This window comes from Streptomyces sp. NPDC034037, from assembly GCF_055575715.1.
In genome coordinates this window covers 358,898-375,447 of sequence record NZ_JBVISC010000001.1, presented here as the reverse complement: position 1 = coordinate 375,447, position 16,550 = coordinate 358,898, and the positions used below count along the sequence as shown (strand labels likewise).

Sequence of the window (16,550 nt, the reverse complement as noted above, 5' to 3'; positions counted from 1 at the left end):
CGCGCCGGGGGGCGCGGCCGATCGCGCCGCGCGCCCCCGTCGTACCCGTGCGCGAACGAGCGCCGGACAGGCCGGAGACCTCCGCCTGCCCGGCGTTCGCGTATCTTGATCGCCATGTCGACGAGCCCGACCCGTACGCTGCCCGACTCGCGCACCGAAGGGGACGGTTCGGCCGTCGTCCGGGTGCTCAGCTACAACATCCGCTCGATGCGCGACGACACCGACGCGCTCGCCCGCGTCATGGCCGCCTGCGCCCCCGATCTCGTCCTGATCCAGGAGGCGCCGCGGTTCTTCCGCTGGCGCAAGAAGCTCGCCCGGCTCGCGCACGCCGCCGACCTGGTGGTCCTCTCCGGCGGCGGCTCCGCGGCCGGGCCCGCGCTGCTCTGCTCGCTGCGGGCGGGAGTCGAACGGACCGAGGACGTCCTGCTGCCCCTCACGCCGGGGCTGCACCGGCGCGGCTTCGCGACCGCCGTCGTCCGCTTCGGCGGCGCCCGCCTCGGCGTCCTGAGCTGCCACCTCAGCCTCCAGGCCGAGGAGCGCCGCGCCCAGGGCGGGATGCTGCTCGAGCGCCTCGCCGCTCTCGGAGTGGAGCACGCGGTCGCGGGCGGCGACCTCAACGAGCGGCCGCAGGGGCGGACGTTCCGCGGGCTCGCGGCCGAGCTGCGGGACTGCTGGACGGCCAACCCCTGGGGCGGCGAGCACACCTCGACCCCCAAGGACCCGCACCAGCGCATCGACGCGATCTTCGCGACGCCCGGGATCGAGGTCCTCGGCTGCGGCGTGCCCTCGCACCTGCCCGGGGTGAGCGCGACGGACCTGAGGGCGGCCACGGACCATCTGCCGGTCCTGGCCGCCCTCAGGGTGCCGCCCGCCCGATAGGGCACCCGGCGGCGGCCCGGTCCTCAGACGACCGCGCCGCGCCCCGGGTCGTCGTCCTCCTCGTCGTCCCCGCCGTTCATCCGCACCACGAGCGTGGCGAAGCCGCCGAGGAAGCCGCCGATGCCGAGGGTGGTCAGCCACCACGTCATCTGCCAGCCGAGCAGCACGGCGAGCAGGATGAGCAGCGGGCCGCCGAGCACGGCCAGCCAGGCGAACTTGGCGGTCACGTCGGCCTCGGGCAGCGGCGGCGGCTCCGGCGGTACGAAGTGACCCTCGTCGTCCGCGTCGAAGTCGTCCTCGGAGGGCTGCGCGAGGGTGTGGTCGCGGGGGCCGCCGACGCCGGGCGCGAAGGAGACGGAGCTGCCGAGCGCCTTGCCCGCGCCGGAGCCGGTGTCGTCCTTCGCGGCCGGGCCGTCCTCGGCGTCCTTGCCCGGGCCCTTGGGGCCGGCGCTCGCGGGGCCGTCCGCCGGGCCGTTGGACTCCGCTTCCATGAGCGCCAGGTCCTCGACCGACTTGAAGGGCTTCGCGCCCGGCGGGTCCGCGGGCTCCTCGCCGTAGGCCGCGACGATCGCCTGCCAGGCGGCGTCCTCGTCCAGCGGCAGCCCGTCGCCGGAGGGCTCGCTCCGGTCGGGCCCGCGAGCGCCGTCGCGGTTCTGCTCGCGCTTCCCCTCACGGCTCTCGTCGCGGCTCTCGTCGCGGTCCGCCTCGTGCTCAGCCACCGGTGGCCGTCCCTTCCTTGCCGACGCTGGGGGCGAGCCGGTCGATGAACGCGTGGCTCTCCTCGAAGATCCGGTCCGCGTCATGGTCCAACGTCGCCACGTGGTAGCTCTGTTCCAGCAGGATCTCGGTGACGTCCGTGGACGAGACGCGGCTGAGGACGCGGGCCGAGTCGACGGGCGGCACCACGTGGTCCCGCGGGCTGTGCAGCAGCAGCAACGGCTGGGTCACCTGCGGCAGTTCACCGTCGACCAGCCGCAGCAGGCGGCGCATGGAGTGCGCGGCGTGCAACGGCACCCGGTCGTAGCCGATCTCCACCGGGCCGTCCTTGGCGATGTCGCTGGTGATGCCCTTCGTCGTCCGTACGAGGTGACGGGCGACCGGCAGCGCGTAGGGGGACAGGCCGTGCAGCTTGTTCGCCGGGTTGACCAGGACGATGCCGCTGATCGCGTCGCCGTGCCTGGCCGCCAGCCGCAGCGTGAGCGTGCCGCCCATGGAGAGGCCGCAGACGAAGACCCGCGAGCACCGCTCCCGCAGGACGCGCAGCTCGCGCTCCACCTCCGCGTACCAGTCCTGCCAGCCGGTGACCTGCATGTCCTGCCAGCGGGTGCCGTGCCCGGGAAGGAGCGGCAGCGAGACGGTCAGACCCCGCTCGGCCAGGAACTCGGCCCAGGGGCGCAGCGACTGCGGGGATCCGGTGAAGCCGTGGCAGAGCAGGACGCCGACCTCGCCGCCATCGTGGCGGTACGGCTCGGCTCCGGGGAGGACCGGCACCTTCGGTCTCCTTCGTGAGATGTGGCAAGGGGGGTGAGGAGTACCTCACCGTACGCGACCGGACTGACACCGACCAGGGTCGTCGGGCCCATTGGCCGTACCCCGGGTTAAGGTCTGATCCACAGAAACAGGAGGCACTCGGTTTGATCTACGGCGCAATGAAGGTTGCCATCGGAGGGCCGCTGAAGCTCGGCTTCAGGCCCTGGGTGGAGGGCCTTGAGAACGTCCCCGCCGAAGGGCCCGCGATTCTCGCGAGCAACCACCTCTCGTTCTCGGACTCCTTCTTCCTCCCCGCGGTCCTCGACCGCAAGGTCACCTTCATCGCCAAGGCGGAGTACTTCACCTCACCCGGGGTGAAGGGCAAGCTCACCGCCGCCTTCTTCAAGGGCGTGGGCCAGCTGCCCGTCGACCGCTCCGGAGCGCGCGGCGCGGGCGAGGCGGCCATCAAGAGCGGCATCGAGGTCCTGGAGCGCGGCGAGCTGTTCGGCATCTACCCCGAGGGCACCCGCTCGCCCGACGGCCGCCTCTACCGCGGCAAGCCCGGCGGCCTCGCGCGCGTGGCGCTCGCCACCGGCGCGCCGGTGCTGCCCGTGGCCATGATCGACACGGAGAAGATCCAGCCGCCCGGCAAGGTGCTCCCCAAGCTGATGCGCCCGGGCATCCGCATCGGCAAGCCGCTCGACTTCCGCCGCTACCAGGGCATGGAGCAGGACCGCTTCGTGCTGCGGGCGCTGACGGACGAGGTCATGTACGAGATCATGAAGCTCTCCGGCCAGGAGTACGTCGACATGTACGCGACGGCCGCGAAGCGGCAGATCGCCGACGCCGCGAAGGCCGCCAAGGCGGCCGAGAAGGCGGCGGCCGACAAGGCGGCGGACAAGCAGCGGCAGGACGAGGAACGCTCCGGCTCCTAGCGGCGTCCGTTCAGGGGGCGGGAGGACGGCGGGGAAGACGGCGGCGGGGGACGGCGCCGGGGCACGGGGACGCGGGGGGACGGGGTCGTGGTCAGGCGCGAGAGAGTCATGAGGATGTCGGTCGAGCAGCCGCTCTGGCGCGCGCTCGCCGGCTACCGCGTCCTGACGATGCTCTACGCGATCGGCCTCTTCTCGACGGCGCACGAGCGGGCCGAGCGCCCCTGGGTGGCCATCGCGTACTACGTGGTGCTCGCCGGCTGGACGCTCGGCTCGCTGCCCCGCGTGGCCGGCGCCGCGAGCTGCACCCGGCGATTCCTCGTCACCGACCTGACCGTGGCCCTCGCGGGCATCCTGCTCACGCCGCTCGCCTACGCGCACCAGCGAATCGTCGACGGCGGCCCGACGCTGCCCTCCATATGGACCGCCGGCGCCGTCCTCGCGTTCGCCATCAAGGGCGGCTGGCGCTGGGCGGCCCTCGCCTCGCTGCTGGTGGGCGTCGCCAACGTCGTGCAGCGCGGCGCGTTCAGCCGCGACACCGTGCACAACGTCCTGCTCGTGTGCATCGCCTCCATCGCCATCGGCTACGTCGTGGAGGTGGCCCGCGCCTCCGAGCGCACCCTGGCACGCGCCCTGGAGATCGAGGCCGCGACCCGTGAGCGCGAGCGCCTCGCCCGCGACATCCACGACAGCGTCCTGCAGGTCCTCGCCATGGTGCAGCGGCGCGGCACCGCCCTCGGCGGCGAGGCCGCCGAACTGGGCCGGCTGGCGGGCGAGCAGGAAGTGGCGCTGCGCACCCTGGTCGCCGGCGGCCTGGTGCCCGCCTCGCGCGCCTCGGAGGACGCCGCCCAGGGCGCGCTCGTACGCCTGGTCGAGGAAGCCGACGAGGAGCCCGACGACACGGCGCCCCGCGATGTGCGCCCCCTCCTCGCCCCGCACGCCGGGGCGAAGGTGACCCTGTCCGAACCGGGCGCCCCGGTGCTCCTCGCGCCGCCCGCCGCCCGGGAGCTGGCGGCCGCTGTCGGTGCCGCACTGGACAATGTCCGCAGACACGCCGGAGCGGACGCCCACGCCTGGATCCTGGTCGAGGACGAGCCGGGCGAGGTGATCGTGACGGTCCGGGACGACGGGCCGGGCATCCCGGAGGGCCGGCTCGCCGAGGCCGAGGGGGAGGGGCGCCTCGGCGTCGCCCTGTCGATCCGGGGGCGGCTGCGGGACATCGGGGGCACGGCGGAGCTGCTCTCGGTACCGGGCCAGGGCACGGAAGTGGAATTGAGGGTCCCGCGCGAAGCGGCACGGGACACACGGGGGAAGGCAGGAAGGACACGATGAGCGAGCAGCAGCGACAGCAGGCCGGGCCGGTGCCCGCGGAGGCCGGCGGCGGCCCCGGACGGACGGCGGGGGGCGCCGCCATCAGGGTCATGGTCGTCGACGACCACCCCATGTGGCGCGACGCGGTCGCCCGCGATCTCGCCGAGGCGGGCCTGGACGTGGTCGCCACCGCCGGGGACGGCGAGCAGGCCGTCCGCCGCGCGCAGGCCGCCGCCCCCGACGTGCTCGTCCTGGACCTGAACCTCCCGCTCAAGCCCGGCGTCCAGGTCTGCAAGGAGCTGGTCGCCGCCAACCCCGCGCTGCGCGTCCTCGTCCTGTCGGCGAGCGGCGAGCACGCCGACGTCCTGGAGGCGGTCAAGTCCGGGGCCACCGGCTATCTCCTGAAGTCGGCGTCCACGCGGGAGCTGATCGACGCCGTGCGCCGCACGGCCGTCGGCGACGCGGTCTTCACCCCGGGCCTCGCGGGCCTGGTCCTCGGCGAGTACCGCCGGCTGGCCACCGAGCCCGCGGCCGGCACCCCGGACGACCCGAAGGCGCCGCGCCTCACCGACCGGGAGACGGAGGTCCTGCGCCTGGTCGCCAAGGGCCTGAGCTACAAGCAGATCGCCGAGCGCCTGGTCATCTCCCACCGGACCGTGCAGAACCACGTCCAGAACACCCTGGGCAAGCTCCAGCTGCACAACAGGGTGGAGCTCGTGCGGTACGCGATCGAGCGCGGCATCGACAGGGGCGGCGACGCCTGACCCCTCGTACGAGTGAACGCCCCTGATCAACTCCCGTATCCCGGCGGGGAATTGACCGTACGCCCCGTCCCCGGGTGACCTGGATCACCATTAGCGTGACTCGCGTCAGGTCACTGAGGCGAAGGGACTCTTCCATGGGGGCCAAGAAAATCGGCGTACTGACCGGCGGCGGCGACTGCCCCGGGCTCAACGCCGTCATCCGGGGCATCGTCCGCAAGGGCGTGCAGGAGTACGACTACGACTTCGTCGGGTTCCGGGACGGCTGGCGCGGTCCGCTGGAGGGCGACACCGTCCCGCTCGACATCCCCGCGGTCCGCGGCATCCTGCCGCGCGGCGGCACCATCCTCGGCTCCTCGCGCACCAACCCGTTCAAGGCGGAGAACGGCGTGCGGCGCATCAAGGAGAACCTCGCCAAGCACGAGGTCGACTCCCTCGTCGCGATCGGCGGCGAGGACACGCTCGGCGTCGCCGCGCGCCTCACCGACGAGTACGGCGTCCCGGTCGTCGGCGTCCCGAAGACCATCGACAACGACCTCTCCGCCACCGACTACACCTTCGGCTTCGACACCGCCGTCGGCATCGCCACCGAGGCGATCGACCGCCTGCACACCACCGCCGAGTCCCACATGCGGGTCCTCGTCGTGGAGGTCATGGGCCGGCACGCCGGCTGGATCGCCCTGCACTCGGGCCTCGCCGGCGGCGCCAACGTCATCCTCATCCCCGAGCAGCGCTTCGACGTCGAGCAGGTCTGCGCCTGGGTGACCTCGCGGTTCAAGGCGTCGTACGCCCCGATCGTCGTCGTCGCGGAAGGGGCGATGCCCAAGGACGGCGAGATGGTCCTCAAGGACGGTACGCAGGACTCCTTCGGGCACGTCCGGCTCTCCGGGGTCGGCGAATGGCTCGCCAAGGAGATCGAGGGGCGCACCGGCAAGGAGGCGCGCACCACCGTCCTCGGCCACGTCCAGCGCGGCGGCACCCCGAGCGCCTTCGACCGCTGGCTCGCCACCCGCTTCGGCCTGCACGCGATCGAGGCGGTGCGCGACGGCGACTTCGGCAAGATGGTCGCGCTGCGCGGCACGGACATCGTCCGCGTCCCGATCGCGGAGGCCACGGCCCGCCTGAAGACGGTGGACCCGGCACTGTACGAGGAGGTCGGCGTCTTCTTCGGCTGACGGCGAGGGCACCCCCACCGGCCCGACCGGGACGGCTCCGGGCGGGGCCGGTGTGCTGTCCCGATCGGCGCTCAATAGACTCACACCCATGGAAATCCTCGCATTTGGCGTGCAATCGGACGAGAAGCCGCTGCTGGAGAAGGCCTTCGAGGGACACCACGACGTCCGCTGCCTCGACGTCTTCCTCGACGAGGACACCGCCCCCATCGCCGCGGGCTACGAGATCATCTCCTCCAGCGTCAACGCGACCCTGGACAACCGCGTCCTGCAGACCCTCGCGGCCGGCGGGACGCAGATGATCGCCCAGCGCTCCACCGGGTTCAACAACATCGACCTCCAGGTCGCCGAGCGCCTCGGCCTGACCGTCGCCCGCGTCTCGTCCTACTCGCCCTACTCCGTGGCCGAGTTCGCCTGGACGCTCGCGATGGCCGTCAACCGCCGCATCGTCCGGGCGAGCAACCGCACCCGCGACTTCGACTTCCGCCTCGACGGGCTGATGGGCCGCGACCTGCGCGGCCGCACCGTCGGCGTCCTCGGCACCGGCAGGATCGGCGAGGCGTTCACGCGCATCGCGCACGGCTTCGGCATGCGCCTGCTCGGCTGGGACGCCGCGCCCAACCAGGCCTGCGTCGAGCTGGGCATGACCTATGTGGAGAAGGACCGGCTCTTCGCCGAGGCCGATCTGCTCAGCCTGCACGTGCCGCTGCTCCCCTCCACGCGGCACCTCGTGGACGCGGCGGCGCTGCGGGCGATGAAGGACGACGCGATCCTGGTGAACTCCAGCCGCGGCGGACTGATCGACACCGAGGCCCTCGTCGCCGAGCTGCGCGCCGGGCGCTTCACGGGTGTGGGCCTGGACGTGTACGAGGCGGAGGCGGGCCTGTTCTTCCTCGACAAGTCCCTGGAGGCCATGGCGGACGACACCCTGGCCCGCCTCGTGACGTTCCCGAACGTGCTGGTCACGTCCCACCAGGCGTACTACACCGCGGACGCCGTCAGTCAGATCATCGACACCACCCTGGCCAACGTCCTGGACTACATCGAGGGCCGCCGCGGCGAGAACGTCCTGGTCCCCGCCGTCGACAGGACCTGACCGAGCAGCTCCCGCACGACCTCGGTGCCGCGCAGCGTCAGCACCGACTCCGGATGGAACTGCACACCGGCGAACGAGGCCCCGCGCAGCGCGTGGACCGCGCCGCTCGCCGTGTCCCTGCTGACCGCCACGCCGCGCGCGGCCAGCTCCGCCGCCCCCGCGTCGTCGCAGTGCGCCACGAAGCTGTTGTAGAACCCCACCGTCTCGGTCCGCCCGAACAGGTCGACCTCGCTCTGCGCGCCCTGGTGCGGCACGTCCTTGCGGACGATCTCCAGGCCCAGTTCCGCCGCGATCAGCTCGTGCCCGAGGCAGACGCCCAGCACGCCGTGCCCGTGGCCGGCGAGCACCTCCGCCGTCAGGGAGCGCAGGAACCGCATCTTCGGGTCCGCGAGGTCGGACGGGTCGCCGGGCCCGGGACCGAGCACGACCGGACCCCGGTGCGCGAGCACCGCCTCCCGCAGCCCCGCCGCGTCGTACCGCCGCACGGACACCTGGAGCCCCAGGGAGCGCAGGACGTGCGCGAGCATCGCGGTGAACGTGTCCTCGCCGTCCACGACGAGCGCGTGCCCGGTCAGCTCCTGGGCCGGCTCCTGCATCCGCAGCCAGAACGGCGCGAGATGGGCGCGCCGCCCGTCCAGAGCGGCACGCACGCGGGGATCGTCGGCGAGGGCGGGGCGCACGTCCTCATGGCGCGGCCGCCCGGGGCGCACGCCGAGGGCGGCCAGCACGCCCGCCGCCTTGGCGTGGGTCTCCGCGACCTCGCCCGCGGGGTCCGAGCCGCGCACCAGCGTCGCCCCGACCGGCACCCGCAGCCTCCCGGCGGCACAGATGTCGGCGGTGCGGATCAGGATGGGGGAGTCCAGGGTCTGCGCGCCGCCCGCGTCCCGGCCGACGAGCGCGAGGGCGCCCGCGTAATAGCCCCGGCCCCCGGCCTCGTGGCGTTCGATGACGCGGCAGGCGTTCTGCACCGGCGACCCGGTGACGGTCGCCGCGAACATGGTCTCCTTCAGGACCTCCCGCACGTCCAGCGAGGACTTGCCGCGCAACTCGTACTCGGTGTGCGCGAGGTGGGCCATCTCCTTCAGGCGCGGCCCGATCACGACCCCGCCCCGGTCGCCGACGGTGCACATCATCTTGAGCTCCTCGTCGACGACCATCGACAGCTCCTCGATCTCCTTGCCGTCGGCGAGGAAGGCGAGCAGGTCGTCGGCGGTCGGCCCGCTCGCCGGATAGCGGTAGGTGCCGCTGATCGGGTTCATGACGACCGTCCCGCCCGACATCCGCACATGCACCTCGGGGCTCGCCCCGACGAGCGTGCGCTCCCCGGTGTGCACGACGTACGTCCAGTACGCCCCCCGCTCGCCCACCAGGAGCCGCCGGAAGAGCGCGAGGGCGTCCGCTCTGCCGAACCCGGGGATCTGCCCCTCGTAGGTCCGGCGGATGACGAAGTTGGCGCCCTCGCCCCGCCCGATCTCCTCGCGCAGGACGCGCCCGACGATGTCCGCGTACGCCGCGTCGTCCACGTCGAAGGCGCCGCCCTCGACCCGCACGTCGTGCGCGGGCAGCGCAGCCAGGGCCGCGTCGAGCGGCAGTTCGTACGTCTCCTCGGGGGTGAGGACGGTCAGCGGCGTGCCGTCGTCGCGGACGTCGAAGCCGCGCTCCCTGATCTGCCGGAAGGGCACGAGCGCGAGGCCCTCGGGGATGTCCGCGAGGCGGTCGTAGGTGCCCGTCGGGCCGATGAGGACCTCGACCGTGTCGTGGTCGCGGCCCGGCGTGCGGCGGCGCAGCAGGGCGAACGGGCGGTCGTGGCGGAGCAGGTCGGTGAGGACGGTCTGCTGCATGGGTCGGGTTCCTTCTCACTCGAAGGAGGAACGGCCCGGCCCCGGCGAGCGCCGGGAAACACAGAAGGCCGCCCCTCGGGCGGCCTTCGCGAGTCGTGCGTACGCGCAGTCAGTGGGCCGCCGGATGAGCGGGCCACCACCAGTTTCGCGTCGTCGTCTGCGCGTGCATGTCCGGCACCCTAGCGCATCGGCGGCGCATCGTCGGCGGATCGGGGCGCCGGCCGGGACGGGCGCCGTACGCGGGCGGGCCGCGCGGGGCGCCCGCTCTTCCGTGTCTGCTCCGTCTCACTTGGTGAGCGGGTGAATGGACCGGTGCGTCCGACCCCGTAATGTTGACGAGGTGACCGTGAACGCTAAGACCACCGCAACCGGTGGCAACACCTGGCGAAACCTGCCCGCGGCGCAGCAGCCCGAGTACCCCGATGCCGAGGCTCTGCGCGATGTGATCGCGGACCTCGAGTCGTATCCGCCGCTCGTCTTCGCGGGCGAGTGCGACCAGCTGCGCGCCCGACTGGCCTCCGTCGCCAAGGGAGAGGCGTTCCTGCTCCAGGGCGGCGACTGCGCCGAGGCCTTCGACGCCGTGTCGGCCGACCACATCCGCAACAAGCTGAAGACCCTGCTCCAGATGGGTGCCGTCCTCACGTACGCGGCGTCCGTGCCCGTCGTGAAGGTGGGCCGCATCGCGGGGCAGTACTCCAAGCCGCGCTCCAAGCCGACCGAGACCCGCGACGGCGTGACGCTGCCGACCTACCGCGGCGACTCCGTCAACGGCTTCGCCTTCACCGAAGAGGCCCGGATCCCGGACCCCGAGCGCCTGAAGCGGATGTACCACGCCTCCGCCTCCACGCTGAACCTGGTGCGCGCCTTCACCACCGGTGGTTACGCCGACCTGCGCCAGGTGCACGCCTGGAACCAGGACTTCGTGAAGTCCTCCCCGTCCGGCCAGCGCTACGAGCAGCTGGCGCGCGAGATCGACAACGCGCTGCACTTCATGCGGGCCTGCGGCACCGACCCGGAGGAGTTCAAGACCGTCGAGTTCTACGCCTCCCACGAGGCGCTGCTGCTCGACTACGAGGGCGCGCTGACCCGCGTCGACTCCCGCACCGGCCGGCTGTACGACACCTCGGGCCACATGGTCTGGATCGGTGAGCGCACCCGCCAGCTCGACCACGCGCACATCGAGTTCGCCGCGCGGATCCGCAACCCGATCGGCGTCAAGCTCGGCCCGACCACCACGGCCGAGGAGGCGCTGCAGTACATCGAGCGCCTCGACCCCGACCGCGAGCCCGGCCGGCTGACCTTCATCGTCCGCATGGGCGCCGACAAGGTCCGCGACAAGCTGCCCGAGCTGGTCGAGAAGGTCACCGCCTCCGGCGCGACCGTCGCCTGGATCACCGACCCGATGCACGGCAACACCTACGAGGCGGCCTCCGGCCACAAGACCCGCCGCTTCGACGACGTGCTGGACGAGGTCAAGGGCTTCTTCGAGGTCCACAAGGCCCTCGGCACCCACCCGGGCGGCATCCACGTGGAGCTGACCGGTGACGACGTCACCGAGTGCGTGGGCGGCGGCGACGAGATCTTCGTCGACGACCTGCACCAGCGCTACGAGACGGCCTGCGACCCGCGGCTCAACCGCAGCCAGTCGCTCGACCTGGCGTTCCTGGTGGCGGAGATGTACCGCGACCAGTAGGTCCTTGGGACGTACGTACGTGTGGGGCGCGGATCCATGTGATCCGCGCCCCACCGGCGTATCGGGGGCTTTTGTGGGCCCCGAGTCATGGGTAAGGTTAGGTTAGCCTCACCGATCAATCGGGACGGCGCCGCTGATGAGTCCTGTCCGTCCCCCGTCCGGGAGGTGAGCCGCGTGTACGTCTGCAACTGCTTCGGGGTCACCGAGGCGCAGGTGAAGAAGCACGCGGAGGCCGGTGCCTGCACCCCCCGCCAGATAGCCTCGGCCTGCAAGGCGGGCACGGACTGCGGTTCATGCGTACGGCGCATCCAGGCACTGCTCGGCAGGGGCGCGTGCCCCCGCCGCGAGCTGGTCGACCAGGGGACACCGGCGCTCGCCGCGCTGGAGGAGGCGGCCTGAGCCCCGCCGGGGCCCGCGGGCCTCAGCTCTCCGGCTGCTCGATGAGCTGCGCCAGATAGAGCGGCTCGCCCAGCTTCTCGACCAGTTCGAGCTGGGTGTCGAGGTAGTCGATGTGGTGCTCCTCGTCCGCGAGGATCGACTCGAAGATGTTGGCCGAGGTGATGTCGCCCTTGGCCCGCATGACCTCGATGCCGCGCTTGAGACGGTCGATCGCCTCCACCTCGACCTGCCGGTCCGCCTGGAACATCTCGGTGACGCTCTGGCCCACCCGGACGTGGAAGAGCCGCTGGTAGTTGGGCAGACCGTCGAGGAACAGGATCCGGTCGGTCAGCGTCTCCGCGTGCTTCATCTCGTCGAACGACTCGGCGCGGGTGTACTTGGCGAGCTTGGTCCAGCCGAAGTTCTCCTGCATCTTGGCGTGGAGAAAGTACTGGTTGATCGCCGTCAGCTCGGCGGTCAGCTGCTCGTTGAGAAATTCGAGGACCTCGGGGTCGCCCTGCATCGCAGAGGCTCCTTCCACGGGGGTGAACTGGGCAGGTAGCGCGCATCTTTGCACCGGTGTTCGGAAGCCGTCCAGTAAGTGCACGCTTAGTAGGAGTTGCCCGAATCCGTATCTGTCAGACTTCGTCTGGTCACTCCCACTGTCCCCCGTCTGTCAGGATGGAGTCATGGGTCAGCCGGCGGAACGCGCATCTCGACAGGCGGCGGAGTCGGAGCTTCCGCCGGGTCAGCGGCTGCAGCGCGGCTGGCCGGTGACGCACTACGGTCCGGTGCCGAAGTTCCGCCCCGAGCGCTGGGAGTTCAGGGTCTTCGGGGCCACGGCGGACGGCGAGAAGCACTGCTGGACCCACGAGGAGTTCTCCGCCCTGCCCTACGCCACGGTCGTCGGCGATCTGCACTGCGTCACGAAGTTCAGCATGCTGGGCGCCGAGTGGGGCGGCGTGCCCGCCCGCACGCTCCTGGAGCTGGCGCCGCCCGCCCCCGAGGCCACCCACGTCATGGTCTGGGCCGAGTACGGCTTCAGCTCCAATCTGCGGATGGCGGACTTCGCCGCCGAGGACACGATTTTCGCCACCCACAAGGGCGGCGAACTGCTCACCGCGGAGCACGGCTTCCCCCTGCGGCTCGTCGTGCCGCATCTGTACGCCTGGAAGGGCCCCAAGTGGGTCCGCGGCGTCGAGTACATGACCGCCGACCGCCGCGGCTTCTGGGAGGAGCGCGGCTATCACAACGTCGGCGACCCCTGGCGGGAGCAGCGCTACTCCTACCAGGAAGAGCCCGGGGACGGCCCCGAGCTCTAAGGGTTCACCTGCTCAGTGGTGGTACTGGTGCACCACCGCGTGGCCCTTGCCGCGGCCGATCATCCACTTGTTCACGGGGGTGGTGACCACGAACGCGGCGCCCAGGGCAATGGCCAGGATCCACCAGAACATCGGGTCGCCCAGGTGCGCGTCCATGGCGCCGGGCCACAGCGCGATCACGCCGTTGTCGATCAGCTCCATCACGGCGATGGAGAGCGTGTCGGCGGCGAGCGCCACGCGGAAGGCGGTCCTGAAGTCGACGCCCGCCTTGAGGATGCCGCGCAGCGTCAGGGCGTAACCGAAGGCGAAGGCCAGGACGATCGCGAGGATCATCGTCGGCACGTTGCCCCAACCGAGCGCGGTGCCGATGATCATCCCGAGCACCTCGCCGATGGCGCAGCCCGTGAGGCAGTGCAACGTCGCCTGGGCGGCCATGCGCCAGCTGACCCCGCCGCCCTGCGGGTGGTGGTGCGCGTGGCCCTGCGGGGCGTGGTCGTGGTGCTGGTGGTGCTGGTGCGTGTGCTCGGCGTCTGTCTCGTGCTGCATGACTGGCTCCCCAACGTAAGGCAACGGTTCCTGCCGCCAGACAGGAACCGTATACCCCCCAGGGGTACTCTTCAAGTGTTTTCTAGCTGCTCCTGAGCCCCTTGAGCCGCGCCACGTCCGCCGCGTGCCCGTCCTTGCCGCCGGGCGTTTCGATGATCAGCGGTACGCCCTCGGTGGCGGGGTGGAGCATCAGCTCGCGGAAGGGCTCTTCGCCGATGTGGCCGGATCCGATGTTCTCGTGCCGGTCCTTGTGGGCGCCGACGACGTCCTTGGAGTCGTTCGCGTGCACGAGCTTCAGCCGGCCCTCGCCGACCGTGTCGACCAGGAGGTCGAGGGTCTGCTTCATGCCGCCGGGGCCCGCCAGGTCGTGTCCGGCGGCGTAGATGTGGCAGGTGTCCAGGCACACGCCCAGCCTCGGGTGGGCGTCCAGCGCCGCGAAGTACGGCCCGAAGTCCCAGGTGCGGGAGCAGAGCGAGGCGCCCTGGCCGGCGGTCGACTCCAGGAGCAGGTACGGGTCGTCGTCGTGCGTCAGCTCGTCCAGCAGGGGCAGCACCAGCTCCCGCATCTGCTTCAGGGCCACCCCGCGCTCCCGTCCGCCGGTCGCGGAACCGGTGTGCACGACGACGCCGAGCGCGCCGATCTCGCGGCCCCGGCGCAGCGAGTGGCGCAGGGAGTCCACGGACTTCTCGGCGGTCGCCCCGGTGTGCGAGCCGAAGTTGATGAGGTAGGGCGCGTGGACGTACGCCGGGATGTTCTCGGCGGCGCAGGCCGCGCGGAACGCCTCGTCCTGCTTCGGGTTCCCCGGGGGAGTCGCCCAGCCGCGCGGATTGGCCACGAAGACCTGGACGGCCTCGGCGCCGATGTCCCGGGCGTAGGAAAGCCCCACGGAGGCCAGACCGCCGGCCACGGGCACATGGCCGCCGACGGGATTGCGGGACGCGGCGCCGCGGGACGCCGTCAGGAGGGTGTTGTCGCTGCTCACACCGTCAAGGGTGGCACGCACGCGGGGGCGCGCGGACAGCAGCGGGGGTGGGATTGGTCATGGCCCCCGACGGAACATCCACCCGTCCCTGAGGAGAGCGACGGGCCGTCGGCGGCCTCGCGGGTGGGTCAGGAGAGTTCGATGACCTCAGCGGATCTCGATGGTGATCGTCGATCCCTTGGGGGCCTTGTCGCCGCCGTCCACCGACTGCTTCTTGACCGTGTCCCCGAAGAGGCCGAGCAGACCGCGGTCCTTGTCCACGTCGAAGCCCGCGTCCTCCAGCGCGTCCACGGCGTCGTCCACGCTCATCCCGGTCACATCCGGGACCTCGACCATCGGCGGGCCCTTGGAGAGGACCAGCGTGACGGTGTCACCCTCGGCGAGCTGCCTGTCCGCCCCGGGGGACTGCTCGACGACGGCGCCCTTGTCCTCGTCGGAGTGCTTCCGGTTCGGATCGATCCTCACCTTGAGCCCGGCGTCCTCCAGCTCCGAGGTGGCGTCGGCCTCGGAGTCACCCGTCACGTCGGGCACCTGGACCGCGCGGCCCTTGCTGACCACCAGGGCGACGGCCGAGTCCGCCTTGCGGGTGAAGCCCGCCCTCGGGTCCGTGCTGATCACGGAGCCCTTCTCGACGCTGTCGCTGAAGCCCTTGGTGACCATGCCGGGGGCGAGACCGGAGTTCTTCAGCTCCTGCTTCGCCCTGGCCAGCGGGATGTCCTTGACGTCCGGCACCTTCACCTTCTCCGGGCCGCGCGAGACGGTCAGCGTCACCTGGTCGTTCTGCCGGATGCGGTCGCCCGCCTCGGGGTCGCTGTCCATGACCGTGCCGCGCTTGTCCGTGTCGCTGTAGGCGCGCTTGACCTCCTTCACCTCCAGACCGGCGTCCGCCAGACGCTTCCTGGCCTGCGCCTCTGTCTTCGCCAGGACCGGCGGGACCTCCGTGAACTGCCCGGAGTTGATGTACCAGACCCCGGCGCCCAGGCCGAGGGCGAGCAGCACCGCGGCGACCATCGCGAGCGTGCGGCGGCGCGGATCGAGGCGGCGGCGCCCCGGCCGGGCGGGCGCGGCGGGCGCGGCCGGCGGGGTCGGCAGGACGCTCGTGCGGTTCAGCGGGTCCTGCCCGTCGCCGCCCTCGGCGGGCAGCGGCAGCCGGCCGGAGCGGGCCGCGCGCGGGATGACGCTGGTGCGGTCCTCGGCGTTGTCGTGCTCCGTCGTGCGCGCCTGCGGCGGCACCGCGTCGAGTTGCTCCTCGCTCAGGGCGGCCCGGGCCTCCCGGAGCCGGGCGAGGAGCGCCACCGCGTCGTACGGGCGGGCGTCGGGGGTGCGGGCCGTGGCGTGGGCCACCATCCCGTCGAGTTCGTGGGCGAGCCCGGGCACGGCCGCCGACGGGGGCGGCACGTCCTCGTTGAGGTGCTGGTAGAGCACCTGGGCGGGGGAGTCCCCGGAGTGCGGCTTGGCGCCGGTCAGCATCTCGTAGAGCACGACGCCGCACGCGTACACGTCCACACGCGTGTCGGACGTGCCGTGCTCGATCTGCTCGGGGGCGAGATAGGAGACGGTGCCAAGGACGGTGCCCGTGGTGTTCGTGACGGTGTCCACCGCGCGGACGAGCCCGAAGTCGGCGACCTTGACCCGGCCGTCGTCCCCTATCAGGACGTTCTCCGGCTTCATGTCGCGGTGCACGAACCCGGCGCGGTGCGCGGCACCTAGGGCGGCGAGGACCGGCTCCAGGATGTCGAGCGCGGCCCGCGGCTGGAGCGCGCCGCGCTCGCGCAGGACGTCGCGCAGGGTGCAGCCCGCGATGTACTCCATCGCCAGATAGACGTACGACCCGTCGGTGCCCTGGTCGAAGACGCCGACCACGTTCGGATGCGAGAGGCGGGCGACCGATTTGGCCTCGCGGATGAAACGGCCCACGAAGGAGGCGTCGGCCGCCAGCGCGGGGTGCATCACCTTGAGCGCGAGCACGCGGTCGAGACGGGTGTCCACGGCCCGGTAGACCGTGGCCATCCCGCCCACCGCGATGCGCCCCTCGATCCGGTAACGGCTGTCGAGCAGCTGCCCGACGAGGGGGTCCTGAAGGGTCGTGTCCACGCAGGGGAGTCTACGAGCCGCCACCGACACCTCGTCCCGGCCGGTCCTGCCCGCGGCCGGACTGCAGCCGAGC

Annotated in this window: 16 protein-coding genes; 9 read left to right on the top strand and 7 right to left on the bottom strand. The window is 72.0% G+C overall.

The genetic code is table 11. The features are described 5' to 3' along the window. The first annotated feature begins 114 nt into the window (after positions 1–114). Complete coding sequence (locus tag ACZ516_RS01750) at positions 115–879, top strand: endonuclease/exonuclease/phosphatase family protein (RefSeq protein WP_469008012.1); 765 nt, start codon at positions 115–117, stop codon at positions 877–879. A 23-nt stretch (positions 880–902) separates the two neighbouring features. Here the strand turns inward: ACZ516_RS01750 and ACZ516_RS01745 are convergent, their stop codons facing one another. Both ACZ516_RS01745 and ACZ516_RS01740 read right to left on the bottom strand, forming a co-directional pair. Next, entirely contained in the window at positions 903–1,598 is a 696-nt protein-coding gene (locus tag ACZ516_RS01745) for a hypothetical protein (RefSeq protein ID WP_361081723.1), read from the bottom strand. Further along, positions 1,591–2,370, bottom strand: a complete 780-nt coding sequence (locus ACZ516_RS01740; RefSeq protein ID WP_358584223.1) for an alpha/beta hydrolase — start codon at positions 2,368–2,370, stop codon at positions 1,591–1,593. Before ACZ516_RS01740 ends, ACZ516_RS01745 begins: the two co-directional genes overlap by 8 nt. Positions 2,371–2,528: 158 nt before the next feature. Between ACZ516_RS01740 and ACZ516_RS01735 the strand changes: the two genes are divergently transcribed. From ACZ516_RS01735 to ACZ516_RS01715, 5 genes are all read left to right on the top strand, one after another. Next, a complete protein-coding gene (locus ACZ516_RS01735) occupies positions 2,529–3,284 on the top strand; it encodes a lysophospholipid acyltransferase family protein (RefSeq protein WP_358584221.1) in 756 nt (251 codons plus the stop codon). A gap of 87 nt (positions 3,285–3,371) precedes the next feature. After that, a complete protein-coding gene (macS, locus tag ACZ516_RS01730) occupies positions 3,372–4,613 on the top strand; it encodes a MacS family sensor histidine kinase (RefSeq protein ID WP_469008009.1) in 1,242 nt (413 codons plus the stop codon). Positions 4,614–4,702: 89 nt separating this feature from the next. Further along, complete coding sequence (locus ACZ516_RS01725) at positions 4,703–5,356, top strand: response regulator transcription factor (RefSeq protein ID WP_358584243.1); 654 nt, start codon at positions 4,703–4,705, stop codon at positions 5,354–5,356. A 134-nt stretch (positions 5,357–5,490) separates the two neighbouring features. Next, a complete protein-coding gene (locus tag ACZ516_RS01720; RefSeq protein WP_358584217.1) occupies positions 5,491–6,528 on the top strand; it encodes a 6-phosphofructokinase in 1,038 nt (345 codons plus the stop codon). Between the two features lie 88 nt (positions 6,529–6,616). Then, on the top strand, positions 6,617–7,621 hold the full coding sequence (locus ACZ516_RS01715; protein ID WP_358584215.1) for a 2-hydroxyacid dehydrogenase: 1,005 nt from the start codon (positions 6,617–6,619) through the stop codon (positions 7,619–7,621). On the opposite strand, the gene ACZ516_RS01710 is transcribed toward ACZ516_RS01715, so the two are convergent. Further along, positions 7,564–9,462 (bottom strand): anthranilate synthase family protein, encoded by a 1,899-nt coding sequence (locus tag ACZ516_RS01710; protein ID WP_469008007.1) that lies wholly within the window; start codon positions 9,460–9,462, stop codon positions 7,564–7,566. The two genes, ACZ516_RS01715 and ACZ516_RS01710, sit on opposite strands and share 58 nt — an antisense overlap. Positions 9,463–9,802: 340 nt before the next feature. On the opposite strand from ACZ516_RS01710, the gene ACZ516_RS01705 reads away from it, so the two are divergent. Continuing rightward, the gene (locus tag ACZ516_RS01705) at positions 9,803–11,155 is read left to right on the top strand and encodes a class II 3-deoxy-7-phosphoheptulonate synthase (protein WP_358584211.1); all 1,353 of its coding nucleotides are present in this window, start codon (positions 9,803–9,805) and stop codon (positions 11,153–11,155) included. Between the two features lie 165 nt (positions 11,156–11,320). Beyond that, complete coding sequence (locus ACZ516_RS01700; RefSeq protein WP_358584209.1) at positions 11,321–11,554, top strand: (2Fe-2S)-binding protein; 234 nt, start codon at positions 11,321–11,323, stop codon at positions 11,552–11,554. A 22-nt stretch (positions 11,555–11,576) separates the two neighbouring features. On the opposite strand, the gene bfr is transcribed toward ACZ516_RS01700, so the two are convergent. Then, entirely contained in the window at positions 11,577–12,056 is a 480-nt protein-coding gene (bfr, locus tag ACZ516_RS01695; protein WP_358584207.1) for a bacterioferritin, read from the bottom strand. Between the two features lie 166 nt (positions 12,057–12,222). On the opposite strand from bfr, the gene ACZ516_RS01690 reads away from it, so the two are divergent. Next, a complete protein-coding gene (locus tag ACZ516_RS01690; RefSeq protein WP_358584205.1) occupies positions 12,223–12,855 on the top strand; it encodes a sulfite oxidase-like oxidoreductase in 633 nt (210 codons plus the stop codon). A gap of 12 nt (positions 12,856–12,867) precedes the next feature. Here the strand turns inward: ACZ516_RS01690 and ACZ516_RS01685 are convergent, their stop codons facing one another. From ACZ516_RS01685 to pknB, 3 genes are all read right to left on the bottom strand, one after another. Next, positions 12,868–13,401, bottom strand: coding sequence for a DUF4396 domain-containing protein (locus ACZ516_RS01685; protein ID WP_469008005.1), 534 nt, complete (start codon positions 13,399–13,401; stop codon positions 12,868–12,870). 82 nt (positions 13,402–13,483) lie between these two features. Further along, entirely contained in the window at positions 13,484–14,362 is an 879-nt protein-coding gene (locus ACZ516_RS01680) for a deoxyribonuclease IV (RefSeq protein WP_467464958.1), read from the bottom strand. A gap of 168 nt (positions 14,363–14,530) precedes the next feature. Then, positions 14,531–16,477, bottom strand: coding sequence for a Stk1 family PASTA domain-containing Ser/Thr kinase (pknB, locus tag ACZ516_RS01675; RefSeq protein WP_469008004.1), 1,947 nt, complete (start codon positions 16,475–16,477; stop codon positions 14,531–14,533). Positions 16,478–16,550 lie beyond the last annotated feature (73 nt).